The organism is Anaerobutyricum hallii (assembly GCF_900209925.1).
Lineage (GTDB): Bacteria > Bacillota > Clostridia > Lachnospirales > Lachnospiraceae > Anaerobutyricum > Anaerobutyricum soehngenii.
On record NZ_LT907978.1, the window covers coordinates 3,355,536 to 3,374,020 of the forward strand.

At 40.9% G+C, this 18,485-nt stretch carries 17 protein-coding genes and 1 riboswitch; of the genes, 6 read left to right on the forward strand and 11 right to left on the reverse strand.

Annotated elements, in window-relative coordinates:
* Positions 1–353 precede the first annotated feature (353 nt).
* Entirely contained in the window at positions 354–1,238 is an 885-nt protein-coding gene (locus EHLA_RS15175) for an adaptor protein MecA (RefSeq protein WP_096241398.1), read from the forward strand.
* Between the two features lie 113 nt (positions 1,239–1,351).
* Here the strand turns inward: EHLA_RS15175 and EHLA_RS15180 are convergent, their stop codons facing one another.
* The 6 genes from EHLA_RS15180 to EHLA_RS15205 all read right to left on the reverse strand — a co-directional run bounded on the left by EHLA_RS15180 (position 1,352) and on the right by EHLA_RS15205 (position 6,587).
* Complete coding sequence (locus tag EHLA_RS15180; protein WP_021908344.1) at positions 1,352–1,564, reverse strand: DUF1858 domain-containing protein; 213 nt, start codon at positions 1,562–1,564, stop codon at positions 1,352–1,354.
* A gap of 212 nt (positions 1,565–1,776) precedes the next feature.
* Positions 1,777–2,250: a 6,7-dimethyl-8-ribityllumazine synthase gene (ribE, locus tag EHLA_RS15185; protein WP_096241399.1), complete on the reverse strand. Its 474-nt coding sequence runs from the start codon at positions 2,248–2,250 to the stop codon at positions 1,777–1,779.
* A 75-nt stretch (positions 2,251–2,325) separates the two neighbouring features.
* Positions 2,326–3,531, reverse strand: a complete 1,206-nt coding sequence (gene ribA / locus EHLA_RS15190) for a GTP cyclohydrolase II (RefSeq protein ID WP_096241400.1) — start codon at positions 3,529–3,531, stop codon at positions 2,326–2,328.
* Between the two features lie 21 nt (positions 3,532–3,552).
* Positions 3,553–4,221: a riboflavin synthase gene (gene ribE / locus EHLA_RS15195; protein ID WP_021908347.1), complete on the reverse strand. Its 669-nt coding sequence runs from the start codon at positions 4,219–4,221 to the stop codon at positions 3,553–3,555.
* 124 nt (positions 4,222–4,345) lie between these two features.
* Positions 4,346–5,482, reverse strand: coding sequence for a bifunctional diaminohydroxyphosphoribosylaminopyrimidine deaminase/5-amino-6-(5-phosphoribosylamino)uracil reductase RibD (gene ribD, locus EHLA_RS15200; protein WP_096241401.1), 1,137 nt, complete (start codon positions 5,480–5,482; stop codon positions 4,346–4,348).
* 140 nt (positions 5,483–5,622) lie between these two features.
* A riboswitch (FMN riboswitch) is annotated at positions 5,623–5,774 on the reverse strand.
* Between the two features lie 171 nt (positions 5,775–5,945).
* Positions 5,946–6,587 (reverse strand): YARHG domain-containing protein, encoded by a 642-nt coding sequence (locus EHLA_RS15205; RefSeq protein ID WP_096241402.1) that lies wholly within the window; start codon positions 6,585–6,587, stop codon positions 5,946–5,948.
* Between the two features lie 239 nt (positions 6,588–6,826).
* Between EHLA_RS15205 and EHLA_RS15210 the strand changes: the two genes are divergently transcribed.
* The gene (locus EHLA_RS15210; protein WP_021908350.1) at positions 6,827–6,997 is read left to right on the forward strand and encodes a DUF362 domain-containing protein; all 171 of its coding nucleotides are present in this window, start codon (positions 6,827–6,829) and stop codon (positions 6,995–6,997) included.
* Positions 6,998–7,504: 507 nt separating this feature from the next.
* Positions 7,505–9,136, forward strand: coding sequence for an IS1182 family transposase (locus tag EHLA_RS15215; protein ID WP_096241718.1), 1,632 nt, complete (start codon positions 7,505–7,507; stop codon positions 9,134–9,136).
* 225 nt (positions 9,137–9,361) lie between these two features.
* Here the strand turns inward: EHLA_RS15215 and EHLA_RS15220 are convergent, their stop codons facing one another.
* From EHLA_RS15220 to EHLA_RS15235, 4 genes are all read right to left on the reverse strand, one after another.
* Positions 9,362–10,153, reverse strand: coding sequence for a helix-turn-helix domain-containing protein (locus EHLA_RS15220; RefSeq protein WP_096241403.1), 792 nt, complete (start codon positions 10,151–10,153; stop codon positions 9,362–9,364).
* 153 nt (positions 10,154–10,306) lie between these two features.
* On the reverse strand, positions 10,307–11,656 hold the full coding sequence (gene dnaB / locus EHLA_RS15225; RefSeq protein WP_021908352.1) for a replicative DNA helicase: 1,350 nt from the start codon (positions 11,654–11,656) through the stop codon (positions 10,307–10,309).
* 283 nt (positions 11,657–11,939) lie between these two features.
* Positions 11,940–12,386 (reverse strand): 50S ribosomal protein L9, encoded by a 447-nt coding sequence (rplI, locus tag EHLA_RS15230; RefSeq protein WP_096241404.1) that lies wholly within the window; start codon positions 12,384–12,386, stop codon positions 11,940–11,942.
* A gap of 76 nt (positions 12,387–12,462) precedes the next feature.
* Entirely contained in the window at positions 12,463–14,514 is a 2,052-nt protein-coding gene (locus EHLA_RS15235; RefSeq protein ID WP_096241405.1) for a DHH family phosphoesterase, read from the reverse strand.
* A gap of 329 nt (positions 14,515–14,843) precedes the next feature.
* On the opposite strand from EHLA_RS15235, the gene malQ reads away from it, so the two are divergent.
* The 3 genes from malQ to EHLA_RS15250 all read left to right on the forward strand — a co-directional run bounded on the left by malQ (position 14,844) and on the right by EHLA_RS15250 (position 17,724).
* Positions 14,844–16,355, forward strand: coding sequence for a 4-alpha-glucanotransferase (malQ, locus tag EHLA_RS15240; RefSeq protein ID WP_096241406.1), 1,512 nt, complete (start codon positions 14,844–14,846; stop codon positions 16,353–16,355).
* A 21-nt stretch (positions 16,356–16,376) separates the two neighbouring features.
* On the forward strand, positions 16,377–17,099 hold the full coding sequence (locus EHLA_RS15245) for a lysophospholipid acyltransferase family protein (RefSeq protein ID WP_096241407.1): 723 nt from the start codon (positions 16,377–16,379) through the stop codon (positions 17,097–17,099).
* Between the two features lie 166 nt (positions 17,100–17,265).
* A complete protein-coding gene (locus EHLA_RS15250; RefSeq protein ID WP_096241408.1) occupies positions 17,266–17,724 on the forward strand; it encodes a hypothetical protein in 459 nt (152 codons plus the stop codon).
* Between the two features lie 261 nt (positions 17,725–17,985).
* Here EHLA_RS15250 and EHLA_RS15255 read toward each other — a convergent pair whose 3' ends face one another.
* Positions 17,986–18,474 carry an antitoxin gene (locus EHLA_RS15255; protein ID WP_173854309.1) on the reverse strand — a complete coding sequence of 163 codons (489 nt, stop codon included), beginning with the start codon at positions 18,472–18,474 and terminating at the stop codon, positions 17,986–17,988.
* Positions 18,475–18,485: the final 11 nt, after the last annotated feature.

Sequence of the window (18,485 nt, forward strand, 5' to 3'; positions counted from 1 at the left end):
GTTACTAGCTATATTACTAACTATGTTACTACCTGCTGCCTGCTGCCTGTGTGCTCTGTATCCCCTCTTCGCGCCGGAAACACCAGCGCAAGCACAGTATACCATTTTTGTTTTTATTTTACAATATTTTCCTTATGTGTTTTCTTTCCTTTTTCTTAAAGTGCAATATTCCGCCATCTGCGGCACATTTTAACACTTTACAGTTTGGGGAATAATGTTTATACTATACACACACAGATACCTGTCAGCATATATCTGCACATATTTTAGAAAAAGCCGGCATCTGTAGCATATCACAGCATTGCTTATCTTTACCTGCTGACAGATTATTTTTTGAAAAAGGAAGTGATTTTATGAAATTAGAGAAATTAAGTGACACCCAGATACGCTGCACTTTAAGTAAAGAAGATTTAACCCAGAGACAGCTTCATCTTTCCGAGCTTGCCTATGGTTCCGAAAAAGCGAAAGAATTATTCCGCGACATGATGCAGCAGGCATCCGCTGAGCTTGGATTTGAAGCAGAGAATATCCCACTTATGATTGAAGCAATCCCAATATCTAATGACTGCCTCGTTCTGGTCGTTACTAAAGTAGAAGACCCTGACGAACTTGATACTCGATTTTCAAGATTCTCTAAAATAAATATGGATGACTCATTTGACGAAGACTTTTTAGACATAGATGATGACGATTTTGATACAATAGATTTTCTCGATGACGAAGAGGATGACGATGAAATAGAGGATGAACCTCTTCCTTTCTCTTCTTCAGAAGATTTAGACGATTCGGATTCCTATCAGTCCAGCTCTTCTAAAGCAGACTCTTCCAAGGAACGCTCTGCCATTGATGAAGCACTGGATTTGATCGCACCTTTCACACAGGCGATCGCCCAGGCTAAAAAAGATGCCCTTAAGAAAAAGAACGAAAAGAAGACAGCCGCTCACGACTGCCAATATTACTCTTTCCGTAACTTCTCCCAGGCATCCCAGCTTGGTTCTTTCCTGGCTCCATTCTATGAAGGAGAAAGTTCCCTGTATAAAGATTCTGTTTCTAATAATTACTATATGATTCTGCGCAAGGCAGAAGGTCAGGAAGATGCCTTCCGCCGCGCCTGCAATATTGCCGCAGACTTTGGTGTGAGAATCTCCGCATCTTATGCAACACCAGCATATTTCAGAGAGCATTTTCAGACGATACTCGCAGAGAATGCCATTGAAATGCTCTGTGAGCTGGTTTAAGATTTTATCACATATGCTAAAAAATGACCTACCCCAGATGCTTAGAAGCTGCATCCGGTATAGGTCATTTTTCATCTGTACTAAATTTACAATTTAAATCTACAACTTAGAGATTATTTGTCTTTGTTTGCAAGGTAATCGTTGATGCGTTTTAATACCTGATCCGCATCCATTCCATGTACCATGCAAGCTTCTTCTAAGCTTTCCATAGCGGAAGATGGGCATCCTACACAGTGCATTCCTGCTGCCATTAAGATTGCTGCGATTCCCATATCCATCTGAAGCATTTCGCCAATTAATGTCTGTTTTGTAATCTGCTGTGCCATAAATATATACCTCCAATTCGTATATTGCTTATGCTCCTGCGAGCTATCAAGCGGTTTTATCTGTTTATTTTGACTTTTGCAAGCCTGAATTTCAGTATAATACATGAAAGAAAAAAGTTCAACTGTTAGATTGTCAGTTATTCTTGATTATTTCTCAAAAACTGTCTTTTTTAGAAAGTTTATAACTGTTCAGGCACAAGATCAAATACAGCTTATTTTTCAATCGCTTTAATAAGATTGATCATTTCAATCGCACTTACAGCACAATCATAACCTTTGTTTCCTGCTTTTGTTCCTGCACGTTCGATTGCCTGCTCGATATTTTCTGTTGTAAGAATTCCAAACATTACTGGAATGCCTGCCTGCAGACCAACCTGTGCAACACCTTTGGATACTTCATTACATACATAGTCATAGTGGCTTGTTGATCCTCTGATTACTGTTCCAAGAGCGATTACTGCATCATATTTACCTGTCTTAACCATTTTTTCACAGATTAATGGAATTTCGAATGCTCCTGGTACCCATGCTACATCGATGTTTTCTTCGGAAATTCCATGACGTACAAGACCATCAATTGCGCCGCCTAATAACTTAGATACAATAAACTCATTGAAACGTGCGCACACGATTCCGATTTTCTCTTTTTTTCCTACTACATTTCCTTCGATTACATGATATGCCATCTTTTTATCCTCCATTTATTTTAAATATTTAACAAGTTGTTCTTTATAAAGTCTGATCGGACAAAGCTGCTTTATTTAGTATTTTGTGTAATGTCCCATCTTTTCCTGCTTTGTTTTCAGGTAGAATAAGTCATCAGAGTTTGCCTCGATGATAATCGGAACACGCTCTACGATCTCGATACCGTATCCGGATAATCCAACTACCTTTGCCGGGTTATTTGTCATAAGACGAAGTTCTTTGATTCCAAGGTCTGCAAGAATCTGTGCACCGATTCCGTAATCTCTTAAATCTTCCGGGAATCCTAATGCAAGGTTCGCTTCTACAGTATCCATTCCTGTATCCTGAAGCTGGTATGCTTTTAACTTATTGATAAGACCGATTCCACGACCTTCCTGACGCATGTATAAGAGAACGCCGCGGCCTTCTTTTTCGATCATCTGGATTGCTGCACGGTACTGCTGTCCACAGTCACAACGACGGGAACCTAATGCATCGCCAGTAAGACATTCTGAATGTACTCGGCATAATACCGGTTTGCCGTCTGACACATCACCTTTTACGATGGCAACGTGATGCTCTCCATTTAACTTATTAACATATCCAAAGATACGGAAATGTCCATAGTGTGTTGGGAAATCTGCTTCTGCTTCACGACTTACGAAACATTCTGTCTTTCTTCTATACTGAATCATATCAGCAATTGTGATAAGCTTTATGTCGTATTTCTTTGCAAATTCTACGAGATCAGGAAGCTTTCCTACAAAGCCATCTTCGTCAAGAATGTCACAGCAAAGTCCTACCGGACGAAGTCCTGACATAACTGCTAAATCTACTGCTGCTTCTGTAAATCCTGTTCTCTTTAATACGCCGCCCTTTCTTGCTACCTTCGGGAACATATGACCCGGCATACGGAAATCTTCTGGTCTGGCATCTTCCTTTGTTGCAGCGATAACTGTTGCGGAACGATCCTGTGCGGAAATTCCGGTTGGTGCATCTGCTTTATCAAAGGATACTGTGGATACAGATGGCTCTCCGTCTGTTCCCTGCCAGATCAATGCTTCTAATCCAAGCTGTCTTGCTACATCTTCAGACATCGGCATTGTAATTAAACCTTTGGCATTCGTTGCCATAAAATTGATAACTTCCGGTGTGGCAAATTCGCCGGCTACCAGAAGGGAACCTTCATTCTCCATATCGTCATCGTCTACTGCGATAACCATCTTTCCTGCTTTAAAATCAGCAATTGCTTCTTCGATTGTGTTAAACTTAATGTCGCTCATTTATCCTAGGTCCTCCCTTAATTAGAATCCATTTTGTCTGAGAAAATCCATTGTAATGCCCGTTTTCTCTGTCGTGCTCTCTTCTTCCTCATCCGGTATACTTCCATACTGAAGAAGCTTCTCAACATATTTACCTACCATGTCATTCTCAAGATTTACGGTGTCTCCCGGCTTCTTGTCAAGAAGGGTCGTATTCTGTCCCGTATGTGGAATAACAGAAACTGCAAAGCTCTTATTATCAACCTTTGCTACGGTAAGACTTACTCCATCGATCGTGATAGAGCCTTTACTTATAATATATTTTAATATTGCTGCAGAAGTATCTATCGTGATCCATACAGCATTATCATCCTTCTTCATGGAAGAAATCGTTCCTGTTCCATCAACATGTCCTGCTACGATATGTCCGCCAAATCTTCCGTTTGCCGCCATCGCTCTCTCAAGGTTGACCTTGCTTCCGCTCTTTAACTCACCAAGATTCGTTCGTCTTAATGTCTCATGCATCACATCTACAGAATAATTATTCTTTCCAATAGATACTGCTGTAAGACAGACACCGTTAAGCGCTACACTGTCACCCAGATGCAGATCTCCTAAAACAGTACTTGCTTTAATTGTAATGACCGCGGAATTCGCACCTTTTTTAATGCTCTGGATTTCTCCTACTTCCTCAATAATTCCTGTAAACATACAATCTGCCTTTCTACGCTTCTATATAATTTGACTTCTTTGATACCAGATCACTACATGCTTTGCACTTTCGCAATCTTCAAAAGCATTCATAATCCGCTCATTTTTCTTTGAAAACTGCCGATTACTGCAATTCCTGTGCTTTTTCGTATTCCAGTAAAATATCCTGCCCGAATTCCTGCATTCCTATTCTATTAAACTTCCATGCATCGGCTGCCCGGGTAAGTCCCTGTCCTTCTACCGGAGTCTTTGCCTGTGCCCCTCCAAAAATCTTAGGAGCAATATAACAATATATTCTGTCCACGATTCCTGCCTGCAATGCACTCTCGTTAAGCTGACCGCCGCCTTCTAAAAGGATACCGTCAATCTTACGTGCCCCAAGCTCCTTCATCAGAACCGGCAAGGAAATCACTTCTTTTTGTTCTTCTGTTATATCCGCTGTCGTTACTCCCGGAATCCGTAACACTTCTACACCCTTTTCCTGAAGCTGTGCTGCCTTCTCTTCATCGGCATCCGGCAGACACGCTACAATAAGTGGCTGCTGTCCGGCAGTCCGTACAAGCTGGGAGTCCATCGGAATCCGCAAATGACTGTCAGCAATAATACGAATCGGGTCTCTTCCGCCTTCTATACGGCAGTTGAGCATCGGGTCATCCGCAAGAACTGTTCCGATTCCTGCCATAATACCTTTATAATGATTACGAAGCGTCTGAACATGTGCCCTTGATTCCTCGCCGGTTACCCACTTAGAATCCCCGGTATAACAGGCAATCTTGCCATCCATCGTCATCGCATACTTCATCGCAACATATGGTATTCCAGTACGGATATAGTGGAAAAACACATGATTCATCGCATCACATTCTTCTTTAAGAAAATGTGGAATCACCTCGATTCCTTTCTCGCGAAGCATCTGGAATCCCTTACCGGATACTAAAGGATTCGGATCGTCTGAACCAACAACTACTCTCGCAATCTTCTCCTCAATAATCGCTTCCGTACAAGGAGGGGTCTTCCCGTAATGGCAACATGGCTCTAATGTTACATAGATTGTACTGCCTTCTAGACTGTTTCCTCTCTTCTTCGCATTCGCTATCGCATTACGCTCTGCATGAAGCTGTCCATAACATTCGTGATAGCCCTCACCGATAATCTCACCGTCTCTTACAATAACAGCTCCAACCAGTGGATTCGGGTTCACATGGCCACTTCCCTTCTTCGCCAGTTCTATGGCTCTTCTCATATACTTCTCTTCCGGCATGTCTCAAACCTCCTGCAAGTAAAATCAGATAAAAAATCAGATAAAGAAAGAAGCCTGTAAAATAAAAATACCCTGAAATCTACATCGATAAATTTCAGGGCTATAATTATCTTAATCATTCATAATACTTACATAGTCTCTTTCTTCTTCTCACATCCGGACTGTACCGTCGGCTCCGGAATCACACCGGATCATGCTGTCGCTCGCGGGCTTACGCTTCTTTCTAATATCAAAACACAAATCAAAAACGCTTACCGCCGGTCGGGAATTACACCCTGCCCTGAAGAATATTTATTTCCATGGGTATTATAGCGCATTATGCTATATTATTCAACTATTTTTTATACATTTTTCACAAAACATTTTACCTAAAACTCTTTTGCATAATCTGTATCAGGAATTCAAGTCAAGCCGCCGTCACTCACCACCTAAAAGAGGTGGGGGTCTTCTCGACTGAGATAAATCACTTTCCACCAATCTGTTCTTCATAAACACTGATAAGATTTACGTTATATTTTTCTACTTCATTCAGACAGGAAGTATCAAAATCATTCGCCGCAATCTGTGGAACATACCACTGCTGCCGTTTAAAATACTCCTGTAACTCCTGATCGTTAAACATTCTTCCATGACGGGCAAAGATTTCATTCCTTGTAATCTTCAATCCATATGAATCAAGAATCGATAAATCCTGTAATGTGTACTTCGTTACCGTTGTATAGGATAAATGATCTGCCTTCTCGTAGCGGTTTGAACTCTTCTCATTCCCCTGAATAAGATATACCTTTGCATCTGCCTCACTGACTTCTGTATCTGAATCTGCAGCCGCATTCGTATTCTTATCTGAGTCAGTGGCAGAATCAAGAAACTCTTCTATGTTTAAACTCTCTTCTGTACTCTTCTCTTCCTGCGAATCTTCCTGTTGTTCTATATCCTGCTTCTGTTTCTTCATATATTCTGTATCAGCAGCAGCAACCAGCTTTGCCTCTTCATTCTTCTTAACCATCTTAAACCCAATAATTACAATTCCTACAACAGAAAAAGTGATGATTGCCGTAAAAATCATCAATCCTATCGTTTTATATCTCTGTTCATCACTTCTCATTCATCTAGCCTCCTTTTGGGGCACTACCCATGTCCTATCTGGATTGCTTTACCAACATTATAAATGAATTTCCATTTGTATACAACCCCAAACGTCAATAGTTAAAAGTAATTTAATATCTTACAAAATTTAATACAATTTTTCTCTCAGTTTATGCTTGATATTAAAAGAAATCTAGTATAGAATAAGGAATACAGAACATAAAGTTCAATTTATCTAATCTAAAGGAGGATACTATAATGGCATATGTAATTTCTGATGATTGTATTAGTTGTGGAACTTGTGAAGGTGAATGCCCAGCAGGCGCTATCAGCGAAGGTGATGGAAAGTACGTTATCGATGCAGATACATGCATGGATTGCGGTTCTTGTGCAGGCGTTTGCCCAGCAGGTGCTATCAGCCAGGAATAATTCGTTACGATTAACGAAGTGTAAAGAAGACATCGTGAATGCGGTGTCTTTTTTATTTATTTTAATTCAAGAAAGGGGCTGTCGCACCAAAAACAGCCCTACCCTATGGCAGGGATTCATGCATTGCATGGAATCGCTGCCATATTTTTACGAACAAGCGTGGGACCTATGGCATAATCGCAGACGACTTGCGTTTTGATACTCAACTTTCGAACGTTTATGGAAACGCCATTCGCGCTAAACTCGCTACCGCTCAGACAACGCGCTCGGTGGCAGGTTCGTTCTCAAGTTTCGTGACACAAAACCTGCAAAGCATCTGCTCTTTATACCATAGGCATCCACGCTTTTTCATAGATCTTCGGAATCCGATCCCATTGCAATACATGAATCCCCGCCATTCGCCATGCCCGATGCCAAAAGCTGTTTTTGTTTCCACTGTCTGTGGCAAAGCAAAAGAAAAAAGCCGAACTTTTTTGCAAAGAACGGCTCTGGGTGTATAATTATGTTATGAAAACTACAAAAATTATACAGAAAGATTATAGCCTATCTTCGATGAATTATCAATTAAAACTTCCCTTTGAACTGGAAGTTTTGATCCCGGACGATGACCCGGTCCGCCTGTTAAGTGTGTTTGTGGAGGAGCTGGAACTGACGGATCTGTACCGGTCTTACGGAAAGATCAAAAAAGACCAGGTGACACCGCGTCAGATGTTCAAGATCGTGATCTATGCTGCCATGAACCATATCTATTCCAGCAGGGATATTGAAACTGCCTGCCGGAGGGATATCAATTTCATGTATCTGTTAGAAGGAAAACCTGCACCAGACCATGCAACCATTGCCAGGTTCCTCTCCCTTCATTTATCCCAGTGTTCTAAAAAGACATTAGCAGAAGTGACGGAAATGCTCTACAGCCTTGGTGAGATATCCGGGACCCATATCTTTATTGACGGGACAAAAATTGAATCTGCAGCAAACCGGTATACATTTGTATGGAAGAAAGCAGTGACAAAACATCAGCAGAGGCTTTGCCAAAAGATTGCAGTCTTTGTGGAAGAATGCGAGATACTGTATGGGATCCGTTTTATTTTTAATGGAAAGAAATTCGGTTTGAGAACTCTGAAAAAGATTCGGAAAAGACTCTACAAGATTAAAGAGGAAGAAGGGATCGTGTTCGTCCATGGGATTGGAAAAAGAAAAAGCCAGATCCAAAAATCCATTGAAACACTGGAAGGATCCATGGAAAAACTGAAGGAATACACACAGAAGATCCACCTCTGCGGTGACAGGAATAGTTATTCTAAAACAGATCCGGATGCTACTTTTATGAGGATGAAAGAAGACCATATGCAGAACGGACAGCTGAAACCAGCCTATAATCTTCAGCATGGTGTGGATTCCGAATACATTACATGGCTTGATGTAACGCAGAGGCCGACAGATACCAGGACCCTGATCCCGTTTGTAAAAGATATGGAGGAACACCTGTCGTTCCATTATCGGGATATCGTTGCGGATGCCGGTTACGAAAGTGAAGAAAACTATCTGTTTCTCGAAGAAAACGGCCAGACCGCCTATATCAAGCCGAATAACTATGAACAATCAAAGAAACGCAGGTATAAACAGGATATCGGAAGAATGGAAAATATGACATACGATCCGGAGCAGGATCATTATGTTTGTTTTAATGGAAAGAAGATCATTTGGAAATATGACCGAAAAGAAAAAACAGCAACGGGTTATCAGAGGATCACATCTGTCTACGAATGCATTGAATGTGCGGGATGTCCCTATAAAACAAAGTGTATCAAAGGGAATAACAGCAGGATCCCAATAGAAGAAAGAGTAAAAAGGCTTTATGTTTCCAAGACGATGAAAGAAAAAAGAAGGGAAGATCTGGAACGGATTACCAGCGGGTATGGGACACAGCTGAGGATGAACCGGAGTATCCAGGCAGAAGGCTCGTTTGCGGATGTAAAAGCAGACATGGCATTCCGGCGGTACACATACCGGGGCATAGACAATGTGACTGCCCAGAGTGTAGTCCTGGCGATCGCCCATAATATAAACAAGCTTCATAATAAGATCCAAAATGACAAGACAGGGAGGCACCTGTTTGAACTGAAAAAGACAGCATAATTTTTAAAATTTCAAAATACATATCAGGCCGATCTTTTGTCTAAGACAGAAGGCTTAGATAAGTGCGCTTTTTCAGCAGTACAAGTGCTGTAACGGTAGCCAAAGCAAGCAGATTCTGCTGAAAATGCACACAAAAAGTCCGTCGGCAGTTACGGTCGTTAGACCGTTACTGCGACGGAACCTTTTACATTCTCGTTTATCAAAAAGATGTCGCGAAAGTATATATTATAATTTCCGCTTATTTTTACGGAAAAACAGGCTCTTTTTTCTTGTGCCATCTTTGGATACTGCTACTTCCTGTCTTGCTTTTTGAACACTTCGGATTGTTTCATCCAGCCGTTTATATCGTTCCTCTTCGCGCTGTTCCTGCTCTACCATCAGCTCGTCTACTTCCCGAAGCATTTTATTGCAGAGATGATTCCCCATGGCATCTCCAAGATTTTCTGCCTGTTCACGAAGTGCTTTTCCAACAATCCGGCCCATAATATCTTCAAATTGCTGCATTTTCGCTTCTCGTTCTGCAACAGCGGCATCTTCTGTTTTATTATGAATCGCAATCACTTTGCAGTTTTTTCCAGAATCAGCTTCTGTCTCTTCTCTGTTTCTTCCTGCTATGTTTTTATTTTTTTCTTCGATTTCTTTTCTTCTGTTTTCTTTTGGTGTATCTTGTCTTTGTACCTCTTCTCTTTGTGTTATTTCTTTTTGCCTTGCCTGTTCTAGCTGTTCTAATTCCTGATTCTCAAGTTCTTCCTGTGTTGTCAGTAGTTTATGTATATCAATCAGCTTTTTTTGCTCTAAATCCGGCAGTACTTCTTTGACTGCTTTTAATTGAAAGCCTTTATTCTTTAATTCTTTGATACAGTGTAACAGCTGTATTTCTTCTTCACGATAATAGCGGTGCCCCAGTTCATTTCTTGGTATTTTAAGTTCAAGTTCCTCTTCCCAGTAACGAAGGACATGATTTTCCACCGACAAAAGCCGGGCGGCTTCTGAGATGGTATATTTGTTTTCTTTCATAATATGATCCGCTCCTGTTCCACACAATATATTTTACCTGAAACATACTCAAGCATGGTTTTATTATAGCAACTTTAAGAAAGCACTCTCAATGCCATTCGTCCTCTAAATAAAGATAATTACTGACAAATACGGGCAAAAAAAGCAGGTTATCTACATAACCCGCTCTTTATTCGCAAACTTCGTATACTGACCAAGCCATACCAGCTCGACACTTCCGGTAGAACCGTTTCTCTGCTTGGCAACAATTACTTCTGCCAGATTCTTTTTCTCGGTATCCGGATTATAATATTCATCTCTGTACAGGAACATAACTACATCGGCATCCTGCTCGATCGCTCCTGACTCTCGAAGGTCTGAAAGCATCGGTTTATGATCCTGTCTTGCCTCTACTGCTCGCGAAAGCTGCGAGAGGGCAATGATCGGAACATCCAGTTCCCTTGCTAAAACTTTAAGTGCTCTGGAAATCTCGGAGATTTCCTGCTGTCTCGATTCATTCCTTCGGGATTCGCTTCCGGTCATAAGCTGAAGGTAATCGATCACGACCAGCTCTATTCCGTATGTCTGCTTGTATTTTCGACATTTAGAACGAATCTCTGCCAGCGTTGTCGCTGTATCATCAATGATAAGCTTTGAATTACCGATAAGGGCAGCGCCCTCTAAAAGCTTTTCCCAGTCGGAATCTCTTAGATCACCGGTTCGCATCTGCTGAGAATCTACCATGGATTCTGATGCCATGAGTCTTGTTACAAGCTGTTCTTTTGACATCTCAAGACTGAACATGGCAACGGCATGATTATCTTTAAACGCTGCATACTGTGCAATATTAAGGACGAATGCTGTCTTTCCCATTGCCGGACGTGCAGCCACAAGAATAAGCTCTGCCGGATGAAGGCCGGTCAGTTTATAATCAAGCTCTGTAAAACCAGTAGCTACACCGGTAACCCGCCCTTTTGTCTTTGAGGCTTCTTCTATCGCACTTAAAGAATTCAAAACGATCTGCTGAATTGGAACAAAGTCTGACATACGGTTTCGATTCTGTAGAAGACCGAAAATATCTTTCTCTGTTTTTTCAAGAATCGCTTCCGTATCTTCTTTCCCAAGATAACATTCATTCCCGATATTCTCCGTCACCTTAATCAGTGCACGTAACGTTGCTTTATCGTGAACGATCTTTGCATACTGTCCAATATTAGCTGCTGTAGGAACTACTTCTACCAGATCACGAAAAAAGTCAAGGCTCATCAGTTCTTCCGGAACTTCCTTTTCTTTTAGCTTATTCTGGAGAGTAATCAGATCGACTGCCTTTCCTTCCCGGTAAAGTTCTACCATTGCCTCAAATACGATTCCGTACTGGCGCTGATAAAAGTCTTCCTTCGTGAGGATATCTTCTGCCTCAACGATAGCATCCCTGTCCATCAGCATGGAACCTAAAACGGAACGCTCCGCCTCCTCACTGTGAGGCTGTATTCTTTTTATAAAATTCTCGTCTACTGTTGGCATTGATGATCCTTTCTAAGACAGCGAGAATTGAGATTATAATATCTGTTCCTCATCGTTGAAATCCGTAGATCATGACTCCACTATGTTTTGGCAACATTTCAAATACTCGTCACAGATATTATAATCTCAATTCCCGCCTGTCTTCTACTATACCTCTCGCCTGTCTTCTGATGCGTTACTGGGGTTGCTATTTTATAGTTTCCTATATAGCTTTAGTATAACAACACCACTAAAATATAGAAATATTTTAAAAGTTCATTATAAGAAATATGAATTTTTAATATTACTTTTCAATTACTTTTACTTTAAGTTCTGCAGTTACTTTAGGATGTAACTTAATCTTTACATTATGAACACCAAGGCTCTTGATTGCTTCATTTACGGAAATCTTCTTTTTATCGATATCGTAACCAAGCTGTTCTTTCGCTGCTGCGGCGATTTCTTTTGTGGAGATTGCGCCAAATGTACGTCCGCCTTCTCCTACTTTCATCTTAAGCTCTACGCTCTTATCTTTGAGTTCTTCTGCAAGAACTTTCGCTGCTGCTAACTGTTCTGCTGCCACCTTATCTTCATGTGCCTTCTGAAGCTTTAAATCATTGATATTTTTGTTGGTAGCTTCTACACCAAGCTTCTTTGGAAGAATAAAGTTTCTTGCATATCCTGCATTCACTTCCACTAACTGACCTTTTTTTCCAAGAGACTTTACGTCTTCTAATAAAATAACTTTCATTTTAATCCTCCTGTATTGTTAATGTACTCACAAAATCAAGTGTAATAAAGACTCTGAGAGTACGTATTTAGAAATCTTATATATCGCCATCTTCACGCATCTGCTGCAAAACATCTTCTAACTGCTGCTTTGCTTCTTCAAGGGTAACATCTTTTAACTGGGCCGCCGCCATCGTAAGATGACCGCCGCCATTGAACTTCTCCATGATGACCTGTACATTAAGCTCATCAATGGAACGCGCACTGATATATATACAGTCCTGTAACGATGTCAAAACAAAACTTCCCCGGATTCCCTGTATATTTAACAATGCATTGGCCGCCTTGGCCCCGACAACAGTAGCTCCGGATACATTTGCTCCATCAAATGTGGAAATGGCAAATTCATTCATGTAAATCTCAGCCTTGTTAATAATGGCTGTCCGTATCCGGCAATGTTCCATATCTTCACGAAACATCTTTCTTACGCGGGTCACATCTGCACCTGCTCTTCTTAAAAAAGCCGCCGCCTCAAAAGTACGGACACCTGCTTTTATAACAAAATTATCGGTGTCTACGAGAATACCGGAATACATAGCATCTGCCTCGATATTCTTAAGCTTCGGCTTATCTACGATATACTGTAAAATCTCCGCTACCATCTCACAGGTTGACGATGCGTACGGTTCTACATAAGAAACCACTGCGTTCTTTATCGTTTCATTATTCTGTCTGTGGTGATCAAGAACAACAATCGTTGAGACAGACTTTAAAAGCTCCGGACACTCTGTCATTGCCGGAAGATTGACATCTACAACAATGAGCATCGCTGACTTATCTTTAAGAAGCAGCGCTTCCTCATTCGTTACAAAAATATCTTCCTCTTCCTCTGCCCGCTCTTTGTAGATTCCCTCTACGATCGGTTCTATCGCCGGACAATCCTTATCCATAACAATATATGTGCTCTTACCTAAAGTCTTTGACAGACGATAAATACCAAGAGCCGCACCGACACAGTCTGCATCCGGATTCTTATGTCCCATGACAAAAATCTTATCATGCGTAAGCATGATCTCACGCAGTGCATGCGCTTTCACTCTTGCCTTTACTCTTGTACTCTTCTCTACTTTCTGTGTCTTGCCTCCGTAATAGGAAATCGTGTCCCCATCTCTCACTACTGCCTGGTCTCCACCTCGGCCAAGGGCAAGATCCATTGCCATTCTTGCACTTTCATATGTTTCGGTATAGCTTCCTCCATTCACACCAACACCAATACTTAATGTCATGGACAGCTCATTACCAATATTGATCAGACGAACCTCATCAAGAATAGAAAACTTAGATTCCATCAGCTCTTCGAGCTTCTCTTCCTCAAATACAAAGAGAAACTTATCCTTCTCGAAACCTTTGATGATCGCATCAAGTCCCTGCATGTACTTTATAATCTTTCGTTCTACTAATGCAAGCAAAAGCGACTGCCTTACTTCTTCCATATTTTCAAGAACTTCTTCGTAATTATCAATATAGATCAGTCCGGCAACCAGACTCTTCTTCTTCGACTCTTCCTCATATCCACGAAGCTGTGTCTCATCAAAAAAGTAAAATACCTGAAGAACGTCTCCTTCAGCCCCATCATCCTGAATCTCTTCCTCTTTTCCACGTTCCAGATTCTTAAATACCATACTCTTACATTCTACATGATATTTATGTTCTTCCTGTGTGATACAGTATTCTTTCGTCTGTCCATTCTGTGGAAAAACCTTTTTGTAAAGGCCCGGAAAGATCTGTGTGATACTCTTCTTTATGATCTTTTGTCCCGCGATTTCTGAAAACTGTTTATTATACCAGATAATCGTTCCTGACTGGTCTGTCATTACATACGGCACCGGCAGGTCTTTAAGAATCTGCTTCTGGATCTGACTCTGTTCAAACCCTGCCGTAAGCAATTCATTATTAATCATCTTTTCTGTATATTCGTAACACAAAACAGATGCAATAAGATATATGACATCTCCTACTAAGATCGTATATCCGAGACCAGGATTCACTTCAATCACACCTAAGGCCGCTACCAATATAAAGACCACCACAATAATAGGCAGCCATAAATTCAGTGCGACCTTTCTTGATATATTCTTTTCTCGTTTCATTTCTTTCTCCCAATTAGGAAATATACATTGTTTCCGGCTCACACGCAAGCCCTCTGTGTGGTCTGCGGCTGAGCAGCAACCTCTCTGATTCTAAATTGTTACAGATATAGTATGAGTTATTATAGCACTGTTTTTCCTAATTTAAAAGCAAAAAAACATCTCTGCTGTGATTCGCCCCCAAAACGTTCCAACAAAAAATGCTGTAAGGTTGTTTTATATCATCAATTTTTTCAGATTTCGGTCCTTAATGAATCCTAATGAATCATTGCGATTTTTGTCAAAATTCAGTATAATAAACATCAGTAATATTTCATTTAAGGGAGGTTCGTATGAACGATAAATTTTCACTATTAAAAAAAATGCGTCGTCTTTCCGGTATTTTAGTTCACCCAACATCCTTACCAGGTAAGTTTGGCGTTGGAGATTTAGGTCCGGAAGCCTATCGTTTTGTAGATTTCTTACAGGAAGCCGGACAGCATCTATGGCAGACTCTTCCTCTTGGCCCTACCGGAGGACATAATAGTCCCTATCAGTGCTTCTCCTCTTTTGCAGGACAGCCATTACTAATCAGTCCGGAGCTTCTTATGCAGGAAGGTCTCCTTGCAGAGTCAGACTTAAGTAATGTTCCTGCTTTCCCGGAAGAAGAAGTTGATTTTAAGGCTGTACAGGCATACAAAGAAGAACTTTTCAAAAAGGCATTTACCCGTTTTAAAGAACTTCCGGAAGAAAGCGAGCTTAAATCCGAACTGGCTCTTTTCTGTAAAAGCTCTCACTGGTTAGATGATTATGCTATGTTTATGGCAATCAAGAAGTCCAAAGACGGGGCCCACTGGTTAGAATGGGAGAAGAAATACCGCAAACCAACGAAATCTCAGAAAGCTGTCATCGAACGTGACCTTGAAGATGAGATTCTTTATGAGAAGTTCCTTCAGTGGACATTCTTCCGCCAGTGGAGCCAGCTCAAAGCTTACGCAAATGAGCGCGATATCCTTTTAATCGGTGATATACCGATCTTCGTTTCCGGTGACAGTTCTGATGTGTGGGCTGAACCAAGATTATTCCAGGTAGATTCTGATGGATTCCCAACTGTTGTAGCCGGAGTACCACCAGACTATTTCAGCGCCACCGGACAGTTATGGGGTAATCCTCTTTATGACTGGAAATACCACAAAAAGACCAATTATGCATGGTGGATGGATCGTTTTAAGACACAGTTCTTATTAAGTGATATCGTTCGTATTGACCATTTCCGCGGTTTAGAAAGCTACTGGGAGATTCCTGCTGATTCTGAAACTGCTTTAAATGGCAAATGGGTTGACGGACCGAAGGATGATTTCTTTGAAACATTAATTCAATCTTTTGGAGAAGAACCACCTATCATCGCAGAAGATCTCGGTATCATTACAGACGAAGTTCGTGCATTACGTGACAAGTTCGGATTACCGGGTATGAAGATTCTTCAATTCGCTTTTGAAGATGATGACAGCAGTTATCTTCCTTATAATCAGCCATACAACTGCGTATGCTATACAGGAACGCACGACAATGACACTACAACAGGCTGGTACGCTTCTGCTTCCGAAAAAGCCCGCGATAAAGTACGCCGCTACATGAACACCGATGGCTCCCAGATTAGCTGGGATTTTATCCGTACCTGCTTCGGCACTCCTGCCCGCTTTGCTTTAATTCCTATTCAGGATCTGTTCTGTCAGGGAAGTGAATATCGTATGAACACTCCGGGAAAAGCAGAAGGCAACTGGGCTTATCGCGTGAAGAAAGAACTTCTTACCAGCGATGTCGCAAAACGTCTTTATGACGTAACAAAACTTTACGGACGTTAAAACGTAAGGAAGGGGGAAATCATGACTTTTCGTTCTATCTGTATTGCAGTTTATGTGTTTTTTTATTTGATCTTTACGACTCCGGAAAGGATTCGTTTAAAAAAGCTTGAACAGACCGACCCACAGAAGGCTTCTCGTATCGCTCAGGCGCATGTTCAAAAAGTATTTCGACATCTTTTAAAAATATCCGGTGTCACGATCGAGGTAAATGGACTCGAAAATATCCCTGATGAAGCTGCTCTTTTCGTTGGAAACCACAGCAGTTACTTTGACATCATCGTTACCGGTGCTGCCATCCCCGGCGGTGTAGGCTTTGTAGCAAAGGACAGCCTCGGAAATATTCCAGGACTTTCTTCCTGGATGAAGCGTATTCACTGTCTGTTTTTAGACCGCAAAGACATCCGCAAAGGATTACAGACCATCCTTGAAGGAGCAGAATATCTAAAAGAAGGTTATTCCATGTGTATTTATCCGGAAGGTACAAGAAGTACAAACGGAGAACTTGGAGAATTCAAAGGCGGCAGCCTGAAAATGGCTCAAAAAGCCAAAGCCCCTATTGTTCCTGTTGCTATCCGCGGCACTAGAGACATCTTTGAAAATAATCCAGGGCTTCGCGTTCGTCCATCTCACGTAACGATTTCATTCGGCACACCGTTTAAAATCTCTGAACTTCCAGCCACAGAAAAGAAATTTGCGGGCGAACATGCAAAACAGGCAATCGCAGATATGCTTGCTCAACAATAAATAGTGAAAAAATAGCATAAAACTGTAATTTTTTCTTTTCAATTAACGTAAATAATGTTAGAATGAAATTTGTGTTATCAAAAAGAAGGAGCTTCCGATTTTTCTTTACTGCACTTACTTTTGCAGAAGATTTCGGAAGTACCTAACAATGTACAGGAGGAATATTATGAACCCATGGATTGTTTTTGCAATTATCCTTTTAATTGCACTCGCCATTCTCGGATTCCTTTATTACAAAGGTTCCAAGCTTCAGAAAGAACAACAAGAACAAAAAGAACAGTTATTCAGCGCCGCTACTCCGGTCACTATGCTCGTAATAGATAAAAAGAGACTCCCTTTAAAAGATTCCGGTCTTCCACAGATTGTAATTGACCAGACTCCAAAGAGAGCTCGCCGCGCTAAAGTGCCTGTAGTAAAAGCTAAGATCGGACCAAAAGTTACAAGTCTTATCGCCGATGAAAACGTATATGACTTAATCCCGGTAAAAGCCGAGATTAAAGCAATGATCAGCGGTATTTACATCACAAGCATCAACAACTTCCGTAAAGCTCCGGTTCCAAAACCAGAGAAAAAAGGAATGATGGCTAAGCTTCGTAAGAAGGCGGATGATTTATCCACTAAATAAGCTGTTTGTTTTTGTGTGAACAGACAGACGAAACCCCGAAAAAATAATATTACAATTTGCTCTATTTCGCTGCGGAGAAAATGCTTAGTCGCATTTTTCCTTGCTCCGAAGCCGCAAATTGTAATATTATTTTTTCGGGGTTTCTGTTTGTTGAGACAAAAATCAAATTGTGAATGGAGTGGAGGAAATCATCTTGTGGTTAGAAGGGGAGATAAGTTTGACGGTTCTTCAAAAGTCAAGCTGCGAATAAAGTCCCTGAAATCATTTTGAACCCATCCTTATTCTTCTAAAGATCTCATACTGTCGCTGCAGTTCTGCTTCTTCATCAAGCAATAATCCTTTTGCTTCTAATATTCTCTCTATAGCCTGAGATGGGTCTAATGTATGATATGGCAAAAATAATTCCCGTAATTCTTTCGGTTTTACAATTTTATAAACTCGTGCTGATGTGAATTCGTAAGTAATTGCAAAATATCTATAAATGTATCCAATCCAGTACATCTCATTATGAGTATATTTTACCGTTCCATAATGTGAAACTCCATATTCCTCATCCACTAACTGTAAAATATCATTTGCCTGAAGATTACTTTCAAGGATTGATTCGTCATCCATTCTTTTGGCTATATTGCTTTTCATAAATCTTCTAATAAAAATCTCAGAACTTGAATCCATTTTATCTATAGAATTTTCAAAGGCTGTTGCCTGAAGTTCACATAAAAGCAAACCATCTCTGTCTATCTTTTTCATGCATTATCCAC

What these genes read in the sequence shown, in the direction of transcription:
- EHLA_RS15250 (WP_096241408.1), top strand. Translation starts at nt 17,266, where the DNA reads ATGAACCCATGGATTGTTTTTGCAATTATCCTTTTAATTGCACTCGCC.
- EHLA_RS15205 (WP_096241402.1), bottom strand. Translation starts at nt 6,587, where the DNA reads ATGAGAAGTGATGAACAGAGATATAAAACGATAGGATTGATGATTTTT.
- EHLA_RS15245 (WP_096241407.1), top strand. Translation starts at nt 16,377, where the DNA reads ATGACTTTTCGTTCTATCTGTATTGCAGTTTATGTGTTTTTTTATTTG.
- EHLA_RS15210 (WP_021908350.1), top strand. Translation starts at nt 6,827, where the DNA reads ATGGCATATGTAATTTCTGATGATTGTATTAGTTGTGGAACTTGTGAA.
- ribE (WP_096241399.1), bottom strand. Translation starts at nt 2,250, where the DNA reads ATGGCATATCATGTAATCGAAGGAAATGTAGTAGGAAAAAAAGAGAAA.
- ribE (WP_021908347.1), bottom strand. Translation starts at nt 4,221, where the DNA reads ATGTTTACAGGAATTATTGAGGAAGTAGGAGAAATCCAGAGCATTAAA.
- malQ (WP_096241406.1), top strand. Translation starts at nt 14,844, where the DNA reads ATGAACGATAAATTTTCACTATTAAAAAAAATGCGTCGTCTTTCCGGT.
- EHLA_RS15180 (WP_021908344.1), bottom strand. Translation starts at nt 1,564, where the DNA reads ATGGCACAGCAGATTACAAAACAGACATTAATTGGCGAAATGCTTCAG.
- EHLA_RS15175 (WP_096241398.1), top strand. Translation starts at nt 354, where the DNA reads ATGAAATTAGAGAAATTAAGTGACACCCAGATACGCTGCACTTTAAGT.
- EHLA_RS15255 (WP_173854309.1), bottom strand. Translation starts at nt 18,474, where the DNA reads ATGAAAAAGATAGACAGAGATGGTTTGCTTTTATGTGAACTTCAGGCA.
- EHLA_RS15235 (WP_096241405.1), bottom strand. Translation starts at nt 14,514, where the DNA reads ATGAAACGAGAAAAGAATATATCAAGAAAGGTCGCACTGAATTTATGG.
- rplI (WP_096241404.1), bottom strand. Translation starts at nt 12,386, where the DNA reads ATGAAAGTTATTTTATTAGAAGACGTAAAGTCTCTTGGAAAAAAAGGT.
- EHLA_RS15215 (WP_096241718.1), top strand. Translation starts at nt 7,505, where the DNA reads ATGAAAACTACAAAAATTATACAGAAAGATTATAGCCTATCTTCGATG.
- dnaB (WP_021908352.1), bottom strand. Translation starts at nt 11,656, where the DNA reads ATGCCAACAGTAGACGAGAATTTTATAAAAAGAATACAGCCTCACAGT.
- ribD (WP_096241401.1), bottom strand. Translation starts at nt 5,482, where the DNA reads ATGCCGGAAGAGAAGTATATGAGAAGAGCCATAGAACTGGCGAAGAAG.
- EHLA_RS15220 (WP_096241403.1), bottom strand. Translation starts at nt 10,153, where the DNA reads ATGAAAGAAAACAAATATACCATCTCAGAAGCCGCCCGGCTTTTGTCG.
- ribA (WP_096241400.1), bottom strand. Translation starts at nt 3,531, where the DNA reads ATGAGCGACATTAAGTTTAACACAATCGAAGAAGCAATTGCTGATTTT.